The 18,057-nt window shown below is 60.5% G+C and carries 11 protein-coding genes; 3 read left to right on the plus strand and 8 right to left on the minus strand.

All coding sequences use genetic code 11. The features are described from left to right. Positions 1-521: 521 nt before the first annotated feature. The 4 genes from AC1Q67_RS21035 to AC1Q67_RS21050 all read right to left on the minus strand — a co-directional run bounded on the left by AC1Q67_RS21035 (position 522) and on the right by AC1Q67_RS21050 (position 7,365). Positions 522-3,761 carry a bifunctional cytochrome P450/NADPH--P450 reductase gene (locus AC1Q67_RS21035; RefSeq protein ID WP_492237478.1) on the minus strand — a complete coding sequence of 1,080 codons (3,240 nt, stop codon included), beginning with the start codon at positions 3,759-3,761 and terminating at the stop codon, positions 522-524. Between the two features lie 134 nt (positions 3,762-3,895). Continuing rightward, the gene (locus tag AC1Q67_RS21040) at positions 3,896-4,897 is read right to left on the minus strand and encodes an alpha/beta fold hydrolase (RefSeq protein ID WP_492237492.1); all 1,002 of its coding nucleotides are present in this window, start codon (positions 4,895-4,897) and stop codon (positions 3,896-3,898) included. A 15-nt stretch (positions 4,898-4,912) separates the two neighbouring features. Next, entirely contained in the window at positions 4,913-6,451 is a 1,539-nt protein-coding gene (locus AC1Q67_RS21045; protein ID WP_492237477.1) for a WS/DGAT/MGAT family O-acyltransferase, read from the minus strand. A 113-nt stretch (positions 6,452-6,564) separates the two neighbouring features. Continuing rightward, positions 6,565-7,365, minus strand: coding sequence for an esterase/lipase family protein (locus tag AC1Q67_RS21050; protein ID WP_492237476.1), 801 nt, complete (start codon positions 7,363-7,365; stop codon positions 6,565-6,567). Positions 7,366-7,644: 279 nt separating this feature from the next. Here AC1Q67_RS21050 and AC1Q67_RS21055 point away from each other — a divergent pair, with 279 nt between their 5' ends. Beyond that, complete coding sequence (locus AC1Q67_RS21055) at positions 7,645-10,347, plus strand: bifunctional acetate--CoA ligase family protein/GNAT family N-acetyltransferase (RefSeq protein WP_024573859.1); 2,703 nt, start codon at positions 7,645-7,647, stop codon at positions 10,345-10,347. Positions 10,348-10,353: 6 nt separating this feature from the next. Here AC1Q67_RS21055 and AC1Q67_RS21060 read toward each other — a convergent pair whose 3' ends face one another. Beyond that, complete coding sequence (locus tag AC1Q67_RS21060; RefSeq protein ID WP_024573858.1) at positions 10,354-11,409, minus strand: alcohol dehydrogenase; 1,056 nt, start codon at positions 11,407-11,409, stop codon at positions 10,354-10,356. Between the two features lie 207 nt (positions 11,410-11,616). Here AC1Q67_RS21060 and AC1Q67_RS21065 point away from each other — a divergent pair, with 207 nt between their 5' ends. After that, the gene (locus AC1Q67_RS21065; protein WP_492237475.1) at positions 11,617-12,525 is read left to right on the plus strand and encodes a LysR family transcriptional regulator; all 909 of its coding nucleotides are present in this window, start codon (positions 11,617-11,619) and stop codon (positions 12,523-12,525) included. Between the two features lie 33 nt (positions 12,526-12,558). Here the strand turns inward: AC1Q67_RS21065 and AC1Q67_RS21070 are convergent, their stop codons facing one another. The 3 genes from AC1Q67_RS21070 to AC1Q67_RS21080 form a co-directional block, all read right to left on the minus strand. Then, positions 12,559-13,479, minus strand: a complete 921-nt coding sequence (locus AC1Q67_RS21070) for a FecR family protein (RefSeq protein WP_492237474.1) — start codon at positions 13,477-13,479, stop codon at positions 12,559-12,561. Between the two features lie 9 nt (positions 13,480-13,488). Next, positions 13,489-14,850, minus strand: coding sequence for a tetratricopeptide repeat protein (locus AC1Q67_RS21075; protein ID WP_492237473.1), 1,362 nt, complete (start codon positions 14,848-14,850; stop codon positions 13,489-13,491). Positions 14,851-14,977: 127 nt separating this feature from the next. Next, positions 14,978-16,798 carry a glycosyltransferase gene (locus AC1Q67_RS21080; protein ID WP_492237472.1) on the minus strand — a complete coding sequence of 607 codons (1,821 nt, stop codon included), beginning with the start codon at positions 16,796-16,798 and terminating at the stop codon, positions 14,978-14,980. 56 nt (positions 16,799-16,854) lie between these two features. Here AC1Q67_RS21080 and AC1Q67_RS21085 point away from each other — a divergent pair, with 56 nt between their 5' ends. Next, positions 16,855-18,021 carry a glycosyltransferase gene (locus tag AC1Q67_RS21085; RefSeq protein ID WP_492237471.1) on the plus strand — a complete coding sequence of 389 codons (1,167 nt, stop codon included), beginning with the start codon at positions 16,855-16,857 and terminating at the stop codon, positions 18,019-18,021. Positions 18,022-18,057: the final 36 nt, after the last annotated feature.

The raw sequence follows: 18,057 nt of genomic DNA on the forward strand, positions 1-18,057 counted from the left end.
CCTCCCCCGTCCGCACCCGGAAGTACGGTCCCCTCGCCCAAAATCGCCGCAGTGGAGCGCCGCAAGGCGATGCGCTTTCGGAATCCCATCGCCTCGCACGCGATGCCGGAAGCGAGACGAACACAAGGTGCGCCTCGCGGCGCTCCATGCCCCTCGTTTTGAGGGCGCGAACGAGGCAGGCCTCGCGTGCGCATCAAGGGGGCAAAACCAAAGCTCACCTCGCGCGATGCGCGAGAACGATGACGCGCGCCTTTCGTTGGCGCGAATGGGGCAAGCCCCACGCGCGCCTGCTGTTTGACAATTGAATCTGGAAAATGACGATGAGCCGCTGAAGGCAGCCACACCGTCACTGTCATGGCCGGACTTGTTCCGGTCATCCCGATAACGAAGACACCGTGCTCACTTCATCGGGATCACCGGGACAAGCCCGGTGATGACAGCCGCAAATGGCGCACGCTGTCGCATCACACTCAATTGTCGTCCCCGCTTACGCGGGGACAACATGGAGAGGGATTGTAGCGTCAGCTCCCCGCCCAGACGTCCAGCACGTAACGGTTTTGCGTTCCCATGGCGTCGATCCAGCTTGCAGCAGCGGTTTCATCTGCACCCGACTTCTCGCGATAGATCGACATCAGCACGCGCTTGACGTCGGGCTCCATCTTGCCGCCATCACCGCACACGTAAATGATCGCCCCGGCTTCGATCAGCTTCCAAACCTTGTCCTTCTGGGCGGCGATCAAATCCTGCACGTAACTCTTCGGCGTGTCTGCCCGCGAGAACGCGACATGCAGTTCTGTGATGCCCTGATCCGCGAAGCCTTTCAGCTCATCGGCATAAAGGAAGTCTTGCTCGGGATGACGGCAGCCGAAGAACAGCATCGAGGGGCCGAGCGACTGTCCCTTGGCTTTCATCGCGGCGCGTTCCTGCAAGAATCCGCGGAACGGCGCGAGGCCGGTGCCGGGACCGATCATGATGATCGGCACCGATGCTTTTTCCGGCAAACGGAAACCGGCCTTGGTTTCGCGAACAGTGGCATAGACCACATCGCCCGAGCGGCGGCTGGAGAGATAGTTCGAGCAGACGCCCTTGTAGATACCGCGCCCTGAAACCGCAGGCGCATCGACCACACCGACGGTCACGCTGCATTTCGATGCCCCCGCCACCGCAGGCGACGACGAAATCGAATAGTAACGCGGCGACAGCAGCGAGAGCATTTCAAGATAAGTGTGGAACGGCAGCTCGCACGCCGGGTATTCTTCCATCAGGTTGTAAACCGACTTCCGCTTGGCGAGGATCTCCGAGCGATAGAGTTCGGTCGAGGCAGGATCGTCGCCGGTCAATGCCTCGAGCTTCGGCTTGGTCATCGGGCAGCGGGTATGCTCCGACATGATCTGGATCTGCTTGCGGGTCGCGACCTGCTGCAATTCGACGAACTCGCCCAGCAGACGGCCGACCGACACGGCATTATCGACCGGAAGCTGCGCGCGGCGGCCCGTCGCCACCTGAAGCTTGACCTGGTCCGTCGGCAGGAAGCCGAAACGCCGCGCGACCGCGTCCACAAGCTCCGGGGCATTCCGTGGAACGACACTGAGGTGATCGCCGACGCGGTACGTGATGTTCTCCGGCAGCTCCACTTCAATATGCCGTGTCGAACGGGTCGATGGATTGGCGCCGGACTGATTCTGCAACTCGTCGTTGACGATGATCTTGACGGGCAGGGCGCCGCCTGAAGCCGCGATCGTATTGGCGGCACTGTGCGCCACCGGCTCGATCTTGTAGAGCGGCTCGTCGTTGGCTTCGCGCGTGAACCCCGTCTCGATGCCGGCTTCCCTCCCGGCAAGCTCACGCACCGACTTGAACCATTTCTCGAACTGTCCATCGAGATCGTCGCGGGCATCGCCCTCTCCGCGCGGCAACCCGGCCTTCGCGCCGTGGGCGGCAAGCTGCTCGTCAATCAGGCGCGGAATCGACTGGTAAGTCGCCAGCCAGTCACTGTTGCCGCAACCGAACACGGTATAGCGGACCCCCGCGAAAGCGTCTTTCGGAAGATCGCTGTTCAGCCAGTTGACGAACTTGGTCGCATTGTCAGGCGGCGCGCCATTGTAGGACGCGCAGAAGATGATGACGTCGCCCTGATCCTTCAGGTTGCCGACATAATCGTCGAGCGGCGCGAGTTTGGTCGCGAACCCGTTGACCTCGGCGAGATCCGCGACGCGATGCGCCAGTTCCTCCGCGGTGCCGAGATTTGAACCGTACAGAACAAGCAGCGGCGTGTTGTGACCGGGACGAACGCGCGCCGGCGCGGCTGTCCCGGATGTATCGGCGACCGCTGCACCGGGGCGGTTGGCGACAATGGTGCGATCCTTGTCCGAACGCGCTCTCACCTTGATCTTGAAGCCATCGGGCTTGATCGTCAGCGTTTCCTTCAGATGCATCTGGTAGCGCGTATGGTCGAGCAGCTTGAAACGCTGAAGGATCATGCCGAGCGCCAGTGCAGCCTCATGCATCGCAAAGCCGCGGCCGATACAGGCGCGCTGACCGTTACCGAACGGCTTCCAGGCGTTAGGCGGACGCTTCGCCTCCGCCTCGCGGCTGAAATTCTCCGGATCGAACACGTCCGGGTTTGGCCCCCACACCGACGGATCGCGATGCAGCGCCATCACCAGGATCGTAACGAAGGTGCCTTTCTTTAGCTTGTACTTTCCGCCGATGGTTTCATCCTTGAGCGGCGACACGCCGTAAGCGGGCGCCGGCGGCCACATCCGCAGCGATTCCTTCAGAATCTGCGAAATGTAGTGAAGCTGCGTGACCTGCTGGAAGGTCGGCTTGGCGTTGATATCAGCGCCGAGAACGCGATCGACTTCCTCATATGCCTTCTTGAGCACTTCAGGGTGCTTGAGCATGGCATAGATCGCGCAGGACAACAGGCCGCTCGTGGTCTCGTGCCCGGCGATCAGAAAAGTGTTGATCTGATAGCGAATGTTGACGTCGTCGAGTTGCTCGCCGGTCGCCTTGTCGACACCGGTCATCATCGCATTGAGCATGTCCTTGGTGCCGGCAGCAGCTTCCGCATTCTTGCGGCGCTCGGCGACGATTTCGTCGACCATCTTGTTCATGAAGGCGACGTCGTCCGCGAGATCGGCACGCCGTGCGCGCATGAACAGCCCTTCGAGCGGAAGGCCGCGCGTCATCATGATCGTTTCAAGCGAGCGCACCAGCGCGCCGACGAACGGGTGATAATCCTCGCGGTAGAATGAATTGAACCGATAGTCGAACCCGCACAGCCCGATGGTGTCGAGCGTCAGCGCGGTCATGTCATGAACGACATCGATTTCGTCGTCGGCGTTGAGGCGCTCCCACTTCTTGACGAGTTGTTCTGCGATATCGACCATCATCGGGTGATAGGACTGCATCGCCCGGCCGCCGAACGGTGACAACAGGATGTTGTGCGCCTTGCTCCAGTTCGGCTCGGTGGTGTCCGCAGTGAACAGGCCATCTCCGCCGATGGCGCGCACGCGGCGCAGCGCTCCGCGCACCGCCTTGTCGAACCGCTTCTCGTCGCTCAACTCGTTGACAAGTTCGAAGCCCGAGACGATCACCAGCGGCTGGCCCATCATGTCGAGCCAGAAGATCGGGCCAAGCTCCTTGGTCTTGCGGACCAGATCCTGCACGGGCGCACTCGAGTCCAGCGACAGCATGTTGCCGACGACCGGCTTCTTCGGCGGATGCGGAATCGGATTCAGCTTGTTCTGGGACGCCATCGCTCGGATATCTCCTGCCCACGTGACTTATTGATGCCCGGCCTGGCCCGGAGCTTTTCTCCGAAGCTACTGTTCCGGCGCATCTTTTGCAAAGAACTTATACTGCAAGGGCTTTGGCTGGCCTCCCGGCGGCGTTACCCGAAACGCCGCTTGCGCCACTCGAGGATCTTGGCGCTGACCTCGCCGGGCTGCTCCTGCTGTGTCCAGTGGCCGCTGTCCCTGATCAGGTGTTTTTCGAGATCAGGAACAATATTCTCCATTCCATCGCAGGAGGACGGCGGAAGCACCGCATCGTTCTCGGCCATGATCATCAGCGAAGGCACGCGCACCGTGTGGTCGATGTGCCCGGATCGCTCCCAGTTGCGGGTCATGTTGCGATACCAGTTGATCCCGCCGGTGAAGCCCGAGACCTTGAATGCATTCACGAACACCTGCATTTCCTCAGGAGTCAGGATTTTCTCGCGCGGGTCGAGCTTGCCGTCGTAACCCGCAACCATCTGCGGAAAGGCCATGTTCAGCTTCGGCGACGCACCGAGACCAGCCGCTGGCGGACCCTCGCCGGCTTCTGGCGCTTTCTTCTGCGGCATCGGCTTGCGCATAAAGAAGTCGAAGGTCTGCTCGACACGGCTGTCGAATATCTTGTCAGCGCGGCGTTCGGGGTCCTGAAACTGCGCGATGTAGAGATGGTCGCCATACCGCTGGCGAAGCAGCCCGATCGGATCGCTCGGCGTGCGCGGCGTATGCGGCGTGTTGACGCCGATCACACCGGCGACCCGTGACGGATGCCGCAGCGGCATCTGCCAGACGATGAAACCACCCCAGTCGTGGCCGACAAAAATCGCCTTGTCGATGTTCAGGTGATCGAGCAGTCCCACCAGATCAGCGGTGAGGTTTTCAATATCGTAATCCTCAACCTTTTCGGGCCGGTCCGTCGCACCGTATCCGCGCTGATCGGGCGCGATGACCCGAACGCCCGCCTCGCTCAGCGCCTTGATCTGGTGCCGCCAGGAAAAGGCGATCTCGGGCCATCCATGGCACAGCACCAGAGGCGGCTTGTCTGATTTGGGACCGGCTTCGTAGAAGCCCATGCGAATGCCATTGACCTGGGCATACTGAAGCGGCGGCATTTCCATCATTGCAGGTGCCACGCTTCAACTTGCCGCGCTTGCACGGTTGCCGGGCGCGACGGCGGCGGCAAGAAGCTCGAACTCCTTGGGCAGCATATTCGCCAGCACCTCAACATGCGGAATGATGTTTGCTCCGGCGATGAAGCCGAAATCGAGCTGGTCGCGATAGCTTTGCACGGTAATGTTCAATGCGAGGCCATGGGTCGCAATCGAAACCGGGAAAATATGAAGCAACTCCGCACCCACTGCATAGAGTGTCTGCCGCGGTCCCGGCACGTTTGAGATAGTGACGTTCGCACTGGGTGGAAGTACGTCGGACAGGTTCGAGCGGCTGTAGAGCAGCGCCAGCACCTGGATCAGGATCGGCGCGCCCAGCATCGAGATGTTGGAGATCGAGGGCATGAGCGCACGCAGCGGGTGCGACATTTCCTTGGACTTGGACGATTGGGCGATGATCGCCTGAAGACGCTCCTTCGGGTCTTCGATATTGCTCGCCAGCGAGCAGATCATCCCGAACACCTGGTTGTTGGCTTCGGTGTTGCCCTCCTCGCGCAGCGAAATCGGGACAGCTGCCGTCAGCGACCGGTTGGGCAATCCGCCATGCTCGAGCAGATACCTGCGCAGCACGCCGCTCGACAGCGCCATTACCACGTCATTGAGTTTGCCGCCGGCCTGCTTCGCGATTGCCTTGGCTTCCGGCAGCGAGACCGAGACGCCGGCAAAACTGCGTTCCGATGAAATCGTCTTGTTCAGCATGGTCGATGGCGAGACCATGCTTGCCAGACTCTCCCGTGATTTCGGGTCCGACACCTTCGCGACCATGTCGCGGATGCTCTTGACGGTTTCCGGCACCCCGCCGAGCATCCTGATGCCGCTCTCGATCTGAAACATCGCGTTGTCGAACAGCACGGATCCAAGATCGCTCTTGCCGCTGCGCGGCAGATCGAAGCTCTTTGCCTTTGACGCATCGAGCGGCTGACGCCAGAGTTGCGTATAGGAATCCAGCATGTTGGCCGCGATGTCTCGCGGCTCGTTGGCTTGCTTGTTCGGAACGACCTTCGGAAACTCGCGCGGCACCGGCGTGATGTCATAGATCATGTTGGTGAGCGCGGCGCCCGCGCCACCGTCGATGCAGGCATGGTGCATCTTGGAATAAAGCCCGACCTCGTTGTTCTCCATGCCCTCGAACACGTAGAACTCCCAGAGCGGGCGCGCCCTGTTGAGCAATTTGGCGTGAATCCAGCCCACGGTGCGTTCCAGCGTTGCACGATCGTGCGGCGCTGGCAGGCCACCGCGGAATATGTGGCGATTGATGTCGAATTGATCGTCCTCGATCCAGCTCGGATTATCGATGTCGAGTGGTGCTTTTTCCAGCCGCGCCTTGAGGATTGGGGCAACATGAATCCGGTCCGCGATCATCTTCTTAAAGTCTTCGAAGAAATCACCCTGATAACCGTCCTTCAGCTTAAAGATCGCCATGCTTCCGACGTGCATCGGCATCTCGGGCGTCTCGAGATAAAGAAACGATGCGTCCATCGAGGACAGCTTCTTGGCGTGACTCATAGTACCCTCCCTTGAACAGGCGAGATCACGATGTTCCGGAAATTCGTTCCGTCCTGTATCGTGATCCGAGAGCCGCTGTCGCCTTTCAGGCGATCTCGTCCGGCAGTATTCTTTTATGCGCCCACTTTCTCCGGCCGCGCATAAGCCAGCGCGAACGGTCCTGACCGATCGAACGGATGAAACTCGCCTTCCTTCTGCGCGAGACGGTCGGCGACGGCCCACAGCGCAGCCGCGTTCACCCCAATGCCGATATGGCTCGCGAGCGTGATCTCGATGTTTTCGGCAGTGTTGGCCTCGCGCACGAGGCAAGTCCGCCAGTTCACGATTCCGTCGGTGCGGGTATAGAGCGACGACGTCGGCACCGGCAGATCGCCGGACAGCGCCTGAATGTCCTTGATGTCCGCATCCTCGATGGTTTCACCCGACACCATCTCGTACACGCGCTTGGCGTTTGTCGCAGTGATGTCGCCCGCGAACGGGCTGCCGAGCGTTACGACATAACGGACCATCTCAGGCATCCGTAACGCCAGATCACGTGCGTAGACGCCTCCGAGACTCCAGCCGACCAGGCTGACCTTGCGGCCGGTCGCGCTGTGAACGCTGGTCAGCAGCTTGCCGAGTTTGTCGCGCATGCTGTAGACGCCGCCGGTGTTCCGGCCGAACCCCCACGGATGGGTCGAAAATCCGAGCAGATCGAGATAGCGCCGCAGAATGAGCGTTGAGACATCGCTCGCCAGCAGGCCCGGCAGGACCAGCACGGGATGACCGTCGCCGCGCGGAGCCGTCAGAAGTGCGGGTGCCATCAGCAACGTGGCGTTCAGTTCGAACACCCCTCGCCCTTCGGCCAGAAACAGACCGAGATTTGGCGGACGTAGTCGGCCCTTTTCGGCGAGGTGGCTCTCGTTAACTGTCATTGCGACCTGCCCGGGCAAACAGCTTCATCACACACGCTCTTACTGCTCCGCACTGAGGCAGTCCGCACAGTCTAGAAGCATGTCGGGGTTCCTGCCAATCGGCTTTCGACCAAAAGGATGATGTGGTGAATTTTATTGCTCTGCACCATGTTCCGTAACAAGGTGCACAAGGCCACAACCCGAGGAATCGCGACATGCGACCTCTTGCCCTTGGACCGGCCCTGACGCATTTCCCGCCCGATTGCGATAGCCTGTGACGACGATGGCCCGAGACCTTTCATGAGCACGTATCGCCTCGACCACCTGTTTGCCCCGCGCTCGATCGCAATCGTCGGCGGAAGTTCGAAGCCTGCGTCGGTCGGGGGCGCAACGTTGCGCAACCTGCTTGCCGGCGGTTTCAGCGGACCGATCTACATCGTCAACCGCAAGCATTCCGAAATCGAAGGCATCAAGACGTTTCACGACATCAAGGATCTTCCCGCGATACCCGATCTCACGATCATCTCGACCCCGCCTTCCGCCATTCAGGATATTGTGAAAACAGCCGGCGCCCGGGGGCACCCGGCCGCGATGGTGCTCTCCGGCGGTCTCGGCGTCGGCACCGGATCTTACACAGAGGCGATCGCGCAAGCGGCCCGGAAAACCGGCTTGCGCCTGATCGGACCATCGCTCGGCGTTCTGGTGCCGCGGATAAAACTGAACGCCAGTTTTGGATCACGCCTGCCGCAGGCCGGCGACCTTGCGTTGATATCGCAGTCCGGTGCGATCTCGACCGCACTGGTCGAATGGGCGGCGAACCGCAATGTCGGTTTCTCGGGTATTGTCTCAACTGGCGAAAATCTCGACGTCGATTTCGGAGATTTACTCGACTATTTCGCACTGGATTCGGACACGCGTGCCATCCTGCTCTACGTGGAATCGATCAGCGACGTGCGAAAATTCATGTCGGCGGCGCGAGCTGCGGCGCGCGTCAAACCTGTGGTCGCCATCAAGTCGGGCCGGCATTCGCAAGGTGCGCGGGCCGCGGCCACGCACACCGGCGCGCTGGCGGGATCGGATGCCGTCTACGACGCCGCATTTCGCCGCGCCGGTCTGCTGCGCGTGCTGGATCTTGATGAGTTGTTCTCCGCCGCTGAAACACTGGGGCATCTGCAATCGTCCCATGGCCACCGGCTCGCGATCGTCACCAATGGCGGAGGACTTGGCGTTCTCGCGGTGGATCGGCTGATCGATCTCGGCGGTGAACTTGCGGGCCTGTCTGAAGACGTCAAGAAGAGCCTCGACAAGGTGCTGCCAGAGCGGTGGTCCGGAGCAAATCCCGTCGACATCCTGGGCGACGCCGATGGCGAACGCTATGCCAAGGCCTGCGAACTCGTCCTGGGAGACACGGCGAACAACGCGGTCCTGATCATGAATTCGCCGAACACACTGGCCTCACCGGTCGAGTCCGCGAAGGCCGTTGTCGCGGCAGTGAAAAAATTCCGTACTGAAACGTATTCCCGCAAGCCGGTGTTCGCCGCCTGGGTCGGAGATAACGGGGCCGCTTCCGCCGTGTTCGGGGAAGCAGGCATTCCTCATTTTCCAAGCGAAGCCGACGCCGTGCGCGGCTTCATGCATATCGTGCGCTATCGCGAAGGACTCGATATCGCGATGCAGACGCCGCCCAGCCTTCCGGAGGACTTCGCGCCAGACGTGGCCGCGGGACGCGCCATCATCCAGAACGCGCTGCGGGATCGCCGCAACTGGCTCAATCCGATCGAGATCAACGACCTTTTTGCAGCCTATTCGATTCCCATCGCCTCCGCGGTGCTGGCGCAGGATCCGGATCAGGCGGCTCGCGCAGCGACACCCATCCTGGCGGAAGGCAATACGGTGGTCGTCAAGATCAGCTCGCCGGACATTCTGAACAAGTCCGACGTCGGCGGCGTGCGGCTGAATCTCACCAGCGAGCGTGCGGTCCACGATGCGACCGACGATATCCTGCAACGGGCGCGCAAAATGCGGCCAAAGGCCCGCATCGACGGCGTGACGGTCCATCCGATGATCTTGCGCCCTCGTGCGCGCGAACTGATCGCCGGCCTTGCCGACGACCCGACGTTCGGTCCTGTTGTGGTGTTCGGACGCGGCGGCACCGCGGTCGAGGTCATCAACGACAAGGCGCTGTCGCTTCCGCCGCTCGATCTGAACCTGGCGAAAAGCCTGATCGCGCGCACCCGCGTCTCGCGCATCCTCAAGAGCTATCGCGACGTTCCTGCTGCGGACGAAGGCGCGGTCGCGCTGATACTGGTCAAGATCGCACAAATGGCGGCGGATCTGCCGGAGATCCGTGAACTCGACATCAATCCTCTGCTGGCCGACAAGGACGGCGTGATCGCGGTTGATGCACAGGTGTCAATCGCGCCTCTGAGCGAAGCACTTCGCGGCTCGGGTCACTACCGCTTCGCGATCCGGCCATATCCGAAAGAATGGGAACGGCACACCACGCTCAAGGACGGCCGGCAAATTTTCGTGCGGCCGGTCCGGCCCGAGGATGAACACCTTTATCCGGAGTTCTTCTCGCACGTCAGTCAGGAAGACATCCGGCTGCGGTTCTTCTCGGCGATGAAGGAACTGACGCATCCGTTTATCGCGCGTCTGACTCAGCTCGACTACGCACGCGCGATGGCTTTCATCGCTATCGAGGAAACCACCGGCAAGATGCTCGGCGTGGTCCGCCTTCACACCGAGGCGGACTTCTCCAGCGCGGAGTTCGCCGTGCTGGTCCGGTCCGACCTCAAGGGAGTGGGACTCGGCCTGCTGTTCATGAAAATGATCATCGAGTACGGAAGCGCGGAAGGCGTGCGCGCCATCCGCGGCCAGGTCCTCAGCCGGAATACCAGGATGCTGGATATGTGCCGGCGGCTCGGGTTTCAGATCGGACCAGATCCGCAGAACTCGGACATCTCGCTTGTCGTTCTGCCGTTTGCAGATGCACCCAGGTAATCTGCGTCAGGGAACGAGCACGGCGCGGCCGACCAGCTTGCCCTTCTTCAGATCGTTGAGCGCAGCATCGGCCTGCTTCAGCGGCATCCTGGTGACCGGAATTGGCGCGATCTTCTTCTCGCGCACCAGGTCGATCAACTCCTGCGTCTCGCGCAGGTTACCGACGTAGCTGCCCTGAATCGTGATCGCCTTGATCGGAATCAGCGGCAACGCCCATGGCGCGCCGCCGCCAAACAGTCCGACCATAACGAGCTTGCCGCCCTTGCTGAGACAATCGAACCCGAGTTGCGCCGTCGCCGCGTTACCGACCAGATCGATCGCGCCAAGAACAGGCCTTCCCGCCTTCGCGGCAATCTGCTGCAAGGCATCCGGTGCCGCGCCATTGACGAATCCGAGCGCGCCGGCCTCCTCGGCAGGCTTGCGCTTACTCTCATCGATATCGACAACGATGGCGCCCTTGCCACCCATGGCTTTCAGGATCGACAGAGCCATAAGGCCGAGGCCGCCCGCACCGAAGATCACGATGGGCTGGTCCAGAATCGTTTCGAGTTTCTTGATCGCGCTATATGTGGTGACGCCGGAGCACGCATAAGGAGCCGCGGTCACCGGATCGAGACCCTTGAGGTCCAGCAGATAGCGCGGATGGCGCACCGTGATGTGATCGGCATAACCGCCGTCGCAATAAACGCCGATCGAATTCGGCTTGACGATGCACATGTTCTCGTCGCCTGCCTTGCAGGTCGCACATTCGCCGCAGCCGAGCCACGGATACACCAGCCGGATATCGCCGACAGCCACGCCCTTCGCCTCAGGCCCGAATGCAACGACTTCGCCCACCGTCTCATGTCCCATGGTCAGCGGCAGCGAAACACCACGATCCTTCAGGGATAGCGGCTTGCGGCCATGGCCCAGATCATAGCCGCCTTCCCAAATGTGAAGATCGCTGTGACAGACACCCGCCGCCTTGACCTTGAGCAGGACCTGCGTGCCCTCGGGTTTCGGGGTCGCGATGTCGACTTCGGTCAAGGGTGCGTTGAAATCGGTGACCTTGAAACTCTTCATCGCGTCTCTCCCTTTTCTTATGCAGCCGCCTGACGGCGCGGATGCTGTTCGGGCGGAAGTAGAGGCGAGCCGAGGCAACCCTGTCAATATGGCGCGGCCCCTGCCCGCCTTCGCAGCCAGATGAACCTTGGCCGAAGGCCTCTTATGGATTACCCAAGGCTGGCTGGCACGATATTCAAGCCCCGCCGGCGACTATCGAGAGTAGTGATGACCGACCAGTTTGACTGGAATCTTGTTCGATCGTTCCTGGCGATCACACGCACCGGCAGCATGACGGCTGCGGCGAAGCGGCTGAAGATCGACTATTCGACGCTCAGCCGGCGTATCGCCGCGCTGGAAACATCACTTGGCTCCCAGTTATTCGACCGCCGCACCAGCGGCTCGTCGCTCACCGAAGCCGGAGAGCGGCTGCTCGAAATGGCCGAGCAGATGGACCAGCTTGCGACCTCGGCGGCGCAGTCGATCGGCGACTCAAAGGCGCAGGCCACCGGCGCAGTGCGCATCGGCACGCCCGACGGCTTTGGAACCAAATTCCTGGCACCGCGGCTCGGCAAACTCAGCGATCGCCACCCGGACCTCACCATCGAACTCGTGGCGATGCCGCGCGAGTTCAATCTCTCCCGCCGTGAAGCCGACATTGCAGTGAGCCTGACGCAGCCGACGGAAGGCAGGCTGCACGGCCGCAAGCTGACGGATTACGAACTCGGTCTCTACGCGTCCCGCGACTATCTGGCCAACAACCCGGCCGTGGAGACAACGGCAGATGTTCCGTCTCATCGATTCATTTCATACATCGACGATCTGATCTTCTCGCCCGAGCTCGAATACGCGCATTTCGTATCACCGGATTTGCGCCCGGCGATCAAGAGCTCGAACCTGATCGCGCAGCTCAACTCCACCCTCGCAGGCGCGGGCCTGTGCGTGCTGCCGTGCTTTATCGCGCTCACCGAACCGGATCTCGTGCGGGTGCTGCCGAGCTTCCGCCTGATCAGGACGTTCTGGCTTTTGCTGCACAGCGACCTGCGCAACATCGCGCGCGTCCGGGTCACGGCGGATTTCATTGCCGAACAGGCAAGCCAGGCTCAGGCGCTATTCATGCCCAACGGACAAAAGTAAATCGAACGGCATTCGCCGTCTGCGATCTACAGCTTAGTAGCAGTATCCATAACAGCCGCCCGGATTGGAATTCGGCGGCGGATTGACCTGATTGGTCTGGTTGGTCTGGTTCGACTGCGACTTGTTCTTCGCGATGGAATTGCCGCCGTCGAAGATCGAGAAATATCCGAGCGGATCAGTGCCCGGCGGCTTCGCAGGATCGGTGACGATGGTCTTGCCGAAGCCGAGCCGCGCGGCCATCTGGTCGGTGGGCAGATCGGATACGCCGCCGGTCTGGCCGGGTCCGCTGGTCAGCGCAGCCATGATCTTCTGCAGCAGGAAGTCCGGAATCGGGAACGGCTCAGGGATCGGATCGTTCGGTCCGGACACCCACGTCATGTAACCGGGGCGGACGACCACCGAACCGACATTGTTCTTGATGACCACCGAACCGACATGGCCGATGACGATCTCACCCCGCGCCTGCGCCAGCTTCGGGTCGGAACCGGCGAAGCCCGGCGGGATCGGATAAACTACTGTCGCCACGCCGCCGCGAATGCCCAGCGTCGCCACCGGAGTCTTCACCGTAACGCCCGCCGTGTGGCTGATCTGCCCGCCGACGAAACGCATGACCCCCTTCGAGACGGTCGCGACCATCTTTCCGGTCCCGGCGGCCGGATCATAAACGTATTCGTCGATGACGATGTTGCTGTTGCGGCCGACATTCAGTGTCGAGGTGTCAGGGAACATGATCTGCGTCGATCCCTGCGCCGACGTCTGCACCCGCTCCTTGTAGATGATGTTGGTGCCGATGGTGAGCGTGCGCGTTCCGGCGCCCGGCGGTGTGCCGGTTGCATCGAGATTCACGGCCCCGACGCGGCCCGAGTTCTGCGCCTCTGCCGCCGGAATAAGCGCGGTCGTCGAGAGCAGCACCGTCAGAAACGATGTGAAGTATGTCTCTTTGGAAAATAACATCTGCTGCCCTCAGAAACGAGCGGTCGGACCGAACATCACGGAGAAATTATCCAGGCGATAGTTCGGCAGCGAGGAATTGGTCTTGTCATACTGAACCGCAGCCGAGATGCCGAAGTTCTTCGTCACGGGTGCATTGAACAGCGCGCCCACCGACCACTGGTTGTCGCTGCGAGCGACCAGCGGATCGATGAACGGATTTGCGGCATCGAAGCGGGTCTCGATCCACCGCACGAACGGCGCCACGCTCCAGTTGCGTGACATCCAGACGAACGGCGGCGCGAACTCGAGCGTCAATGCGGCTTCAATCGCCCATTGGTCGAACGACTGATACACGAGAGAGGCATCGCCACGACGATACAGTCCGCGCGCGTCGAGCTTGATCTGCTGCGCGATATTCCAGCTCGCCGTAAGGCTGGTCGTATACCAGTCGCTTGAACCGAAGCCCGCGACAGGATCGACGTTCCTGAAATCCGCGCGGCGCCATTCGAAATCGGGACCGAAGGTAAATCTGTCGTTCACCGGAACTTTCACGCCAACACCGGCGCCGGCTGTTGAAAAGTACGACGATCCGCCGACCCAGGTGTTTCCGCCAACCACATAGGGCTTGATGGTGACGCCCGGCAGAAGTTCCGGCGCGAGCGCAAGCCGTGGGCCGAAGCTGACATCGACGAAGCCGACGTTCAGATCCTTCAGGCGCGATTGCTCGGTAAGATATCCAACGGCGCGCGTTTCGAGGATATCGCCGCGCTGGTTCTGCAAATCATAGTCGTGGCTCAGGCCGACCAACCCAAACCAGTTGATATCGGCCTTCCGCTGCGCGGTCGGCAGCAAAGCCAAATCCTGACCGCCGAGGCGCAGAACGCCGCCACCGGGCGCGAAGCTCGCATTGCTCTGCGAGCGAATACCAGTCTGCGCGAAACCAGAGAACCGGCTCGGCTGAAGCTGCTTTTCGGTATCAGGCAAGTAGGTCTCGATACGCTCCTTGGTGATCGCATCGATATCCGGGCTGGCCAGCGCTTCCTTGAAATAGCGCTTCGCCATCTCATAGGAGCCGAGCCGGAAATACAGCGCGCCGAGTTCGTATTTCACGCGCGTAAGCCTGGGATTGTAAAACAGCAGCCGCTCGAGCGCGCCGATTGCGGCTTCGTAGTCGCCGCGTGTCGTTGCAACCTTCACGTAAGCAAACGTGATTTCGTGATTACCGGGATTGCGGACCATCTGCTGAAACAGGTTCTGCTGTTCCGACGCATCCTGTGCGCGCGCAACGCCCGCAGGAGCGAAAAAGACAAGCGCGCAAACTACCCAGACGCTACGGGCCGATACGGCCTGCGTCCGCGAACCTGTTAAAAGAGACAATACCCGAAACCACATTTCAAAAATTCCCGTCGCCAATGACTACGGAAGAACCATAAAAGCGGTCTCCAATCAACGCTGTACGACCCGTATCCAGTGGCCGAATTGATACAGGCTGAAGAAAACACTGGCCGTCGGAACTCGGTTATCCCTGCCTCAGGCGTATGCATTCGTACATGTGCGTCATCCATCGGTTCAATTCGCGGAAAGAAATTTTCGCCGGAAAATCAGCGGCTACGCCGTATTTCTGGACTTGGCTATCGAGGAATGAGCCCTCGGGCGGCGCGAGATTATGCGGTATCCCGGCACGGCGCCATGCATCGTCGTGAAGATGCAGGAACTGAAAATCGTTGCACAATCGACTCAATTTTCCGGCGCTGTCCGGATTGAACAAATCCGGCACATCGAACCATGAGACAGGACCAAGAGACGTCCTGCCTAAAATCTTACCGTTCAGCTTGTGTCGTCCCGCGAGCGACGTAAGCAACGCCGAGCCTGATTCCTCCCAACTCTCCCATGAATGCGAAAGACGCTCGGTTTCAGCCAGCGCTTCGGTGAGCATTCCATGTCCGGCAGGGAATTTCAGAGCACCCGTCGGCACACGCCCGAAGACATCCAACTCTGCAAAGAAAACATCGCCGGCTGGAAGATCAGACTTCAGCAACAGAACGTCTGGATCGATCCACCATCCACCCAGCTTCTGAAGCAAAGCGTATCGAAAAAGATTCGCGTGAATGGCGAGCGGCCCCTCCTCGCCCAGCGGTCTCAACACAACTTCGCGCGGAAGAATTTCGGCCGCATCCCCTACCGATATCCAGCCGGGAACATTCAGGTCGCGATTGTAGGAAAACACCTCGACGCGATGCCCGCTTGCAGCAAAGCTCTTCAGGCACATCAGTTGATACGGACCGATCGTCTCGCCGTGCCAGAAGGTTCTGACGGTCTGGGGAGCGATGGCATGCGGATGGTCCTCCTGCTGCAACACCGGAGCGCTACCGAAGGAACGCTGGCCGGGCTGCCAGCCCTTGACCTGTATGGACCGCGCCAGATGATCCAGCGCATCGTAGGGCACGCTTTGGAGGGAGAGCTTCTGCTTGAGCTCTTTCATCACCCAGAACTCGCGAAACCATCCTTCAATGGCCTGAGAGGACAGACGCGCTCCCTGCGGAACATCAATTCCATACTGTCTGAACTGCGAATCCAGAAAGCTGCCTTCCGGCGGCCCCAGATTCTTCGGAATGCGCAGCGCGCGCCACAGGTCATTCCAGAGATGAACGAAATCGCTTGAGGCGAGCCGCTGACATGCAGCTTCGCATTGAGCGGGATCGAAGAACATCAGCACTTCGTTGGGATGAACCTCATAGGCGCTGGCTTTCGGACTAACCAGATGATCGATCGCATACTCGGAGGCGAGGCGCGTGATGAGCTGAGGTCCGACAATGCCGTGATCGGCTCCCGGCGCCACCGTGCCCGCCGCCGGCAGCAATCCCATCGCCTCATCCACGGCTGCCGTCATGATGGGCGACCGCGCGGGAAACTTCATCACGGCGGCATTGATGACGCCATCTTCCTGATATACGAGATAGATCTTGTCGCCGGGCAAGGCCGGTTTCATCACGACGATGTCGAGGTCCATGTACCAGCCGCCGAATTTCTGGATGGCGAGATACCGGAACAGATCGGAATGCAGGGCGAGCGAAAGATCGCCGTCCTTGTGATGGAATTGATGGAGCGGGCCGGACAGAACCTCGCGCGCGTCCACAAGCTCGACGCCGTCGGGGACGTTCAGGCTCTCGTTATACGAATAGAGCAAGACCCGGGCACCGGTCGCAACAGCGCTCCGCAGCGATAAATCCTCATAGGAGCTGAGATTGGGCCCCGTCCAAAAAGTATGCACTTCCTGACGATGCGTCACAGGAGACAATGGCTGCATGCGATGTTCGATTGCCTTTTGATGCTCACTCATTATAGCCAGTATTCCGGCCTGCGTTGTCAACGCAAAGAGAGAAGCAAGACGCCGTCATGAAGACCGTTCTTTTTGCCTGGGAGCACGGCGGCGGCTTTGGCCATATCGCGAACCTGGAACGTTTCGCTGCACAGCTGAGCCGCCACCACGTGCGCCCGGTATTCGTGCTCAAGGATCCGCAAGCCGCACGTCTGATGGGACTCAATGCGGTTGTTTTGCAGGCTCCATCATGGCCCGCCGCGCGGTCCCTGCGCTCAACAGCGACGATGCACGATCAACTGGCCTCAAACGGTTTGACTGATGAGAATGGCCTGCGGTCGCTGCTGCAATCGTGGGACGATATTTTCAGAACCGTTTTGCCGGATCTTATGGTCGCGGACTATGCACCAGCGGCAAGCCTCATGGCGCGCGGAAGGATTCCGCTGGTCGTTGTCGGCAACGGATACACGGTCCCTCCCGGCGACATGAAACGATTTCCGCTGCTGCATCGTGTTCATCCCCCGCGCTGGAGCGAGGAAGAAACACTGGGAACAGTCAATCGCGTATTGCGATCTCTGGGCCGGCCTTTCCTTGAACAGCTGCCGCAGATGTTCTCAGGCGATGCGCAGATCGTTCTCACTTTTCCGGTGCTCGATCCTTATGATCTGCAAAGACCGGAGCCACTGGCCGGCCCGATCTTCGACAGCCCGCCGCTGGAGGCTCGGACAGATGCAGACAGCATCTTTGTCTACCTGTCGCGCGGCGTGCTGTCCGCACTGCCTTTCGACATTGTTCCGACGCTGGTCCCGGTCGCTGAACGTCTCATCATTTCCGCGCCGGACATAACAGGCGAGCAATCCGAGAATCTTTCGCGCTGCGGCGCGCGGGTCTTCTCGCAACATTTACCATTGAGCGAGACACTGGCATCGGCGCGACTCGCCGTTCATTTCGGCGGGGGTGGACTGGCATCGCACGCCATAGCGGCAGGCATTCCGCAACTTGTCGTCGCGACCCACATCGAGCAGCTCCTGAATGGGCTTCAGCTTGAAAATGCCGGCCTCGGAAAAGTCATCGATAGTTTCGGGCCACAGGTCGACATCTCGAAGTCTCTGGAAGATATCCTCGCCGACGACAATATGCGGCAGCATGCGGCACAGGCCGGTCATGAACATCGCAACATGCTGAAAAGTATGAAGCCGCTTGAAACATTTGAAGCAGCTGCCCTCAATCTTCTCGGCAAATAGCCGGGCGGCGCTCGGCAACCGTGCATGCCCGCCCCG

It is taken from the genome of Afipia sp. GW823-FHT06G09 (genome assembly GCF_058794875.1).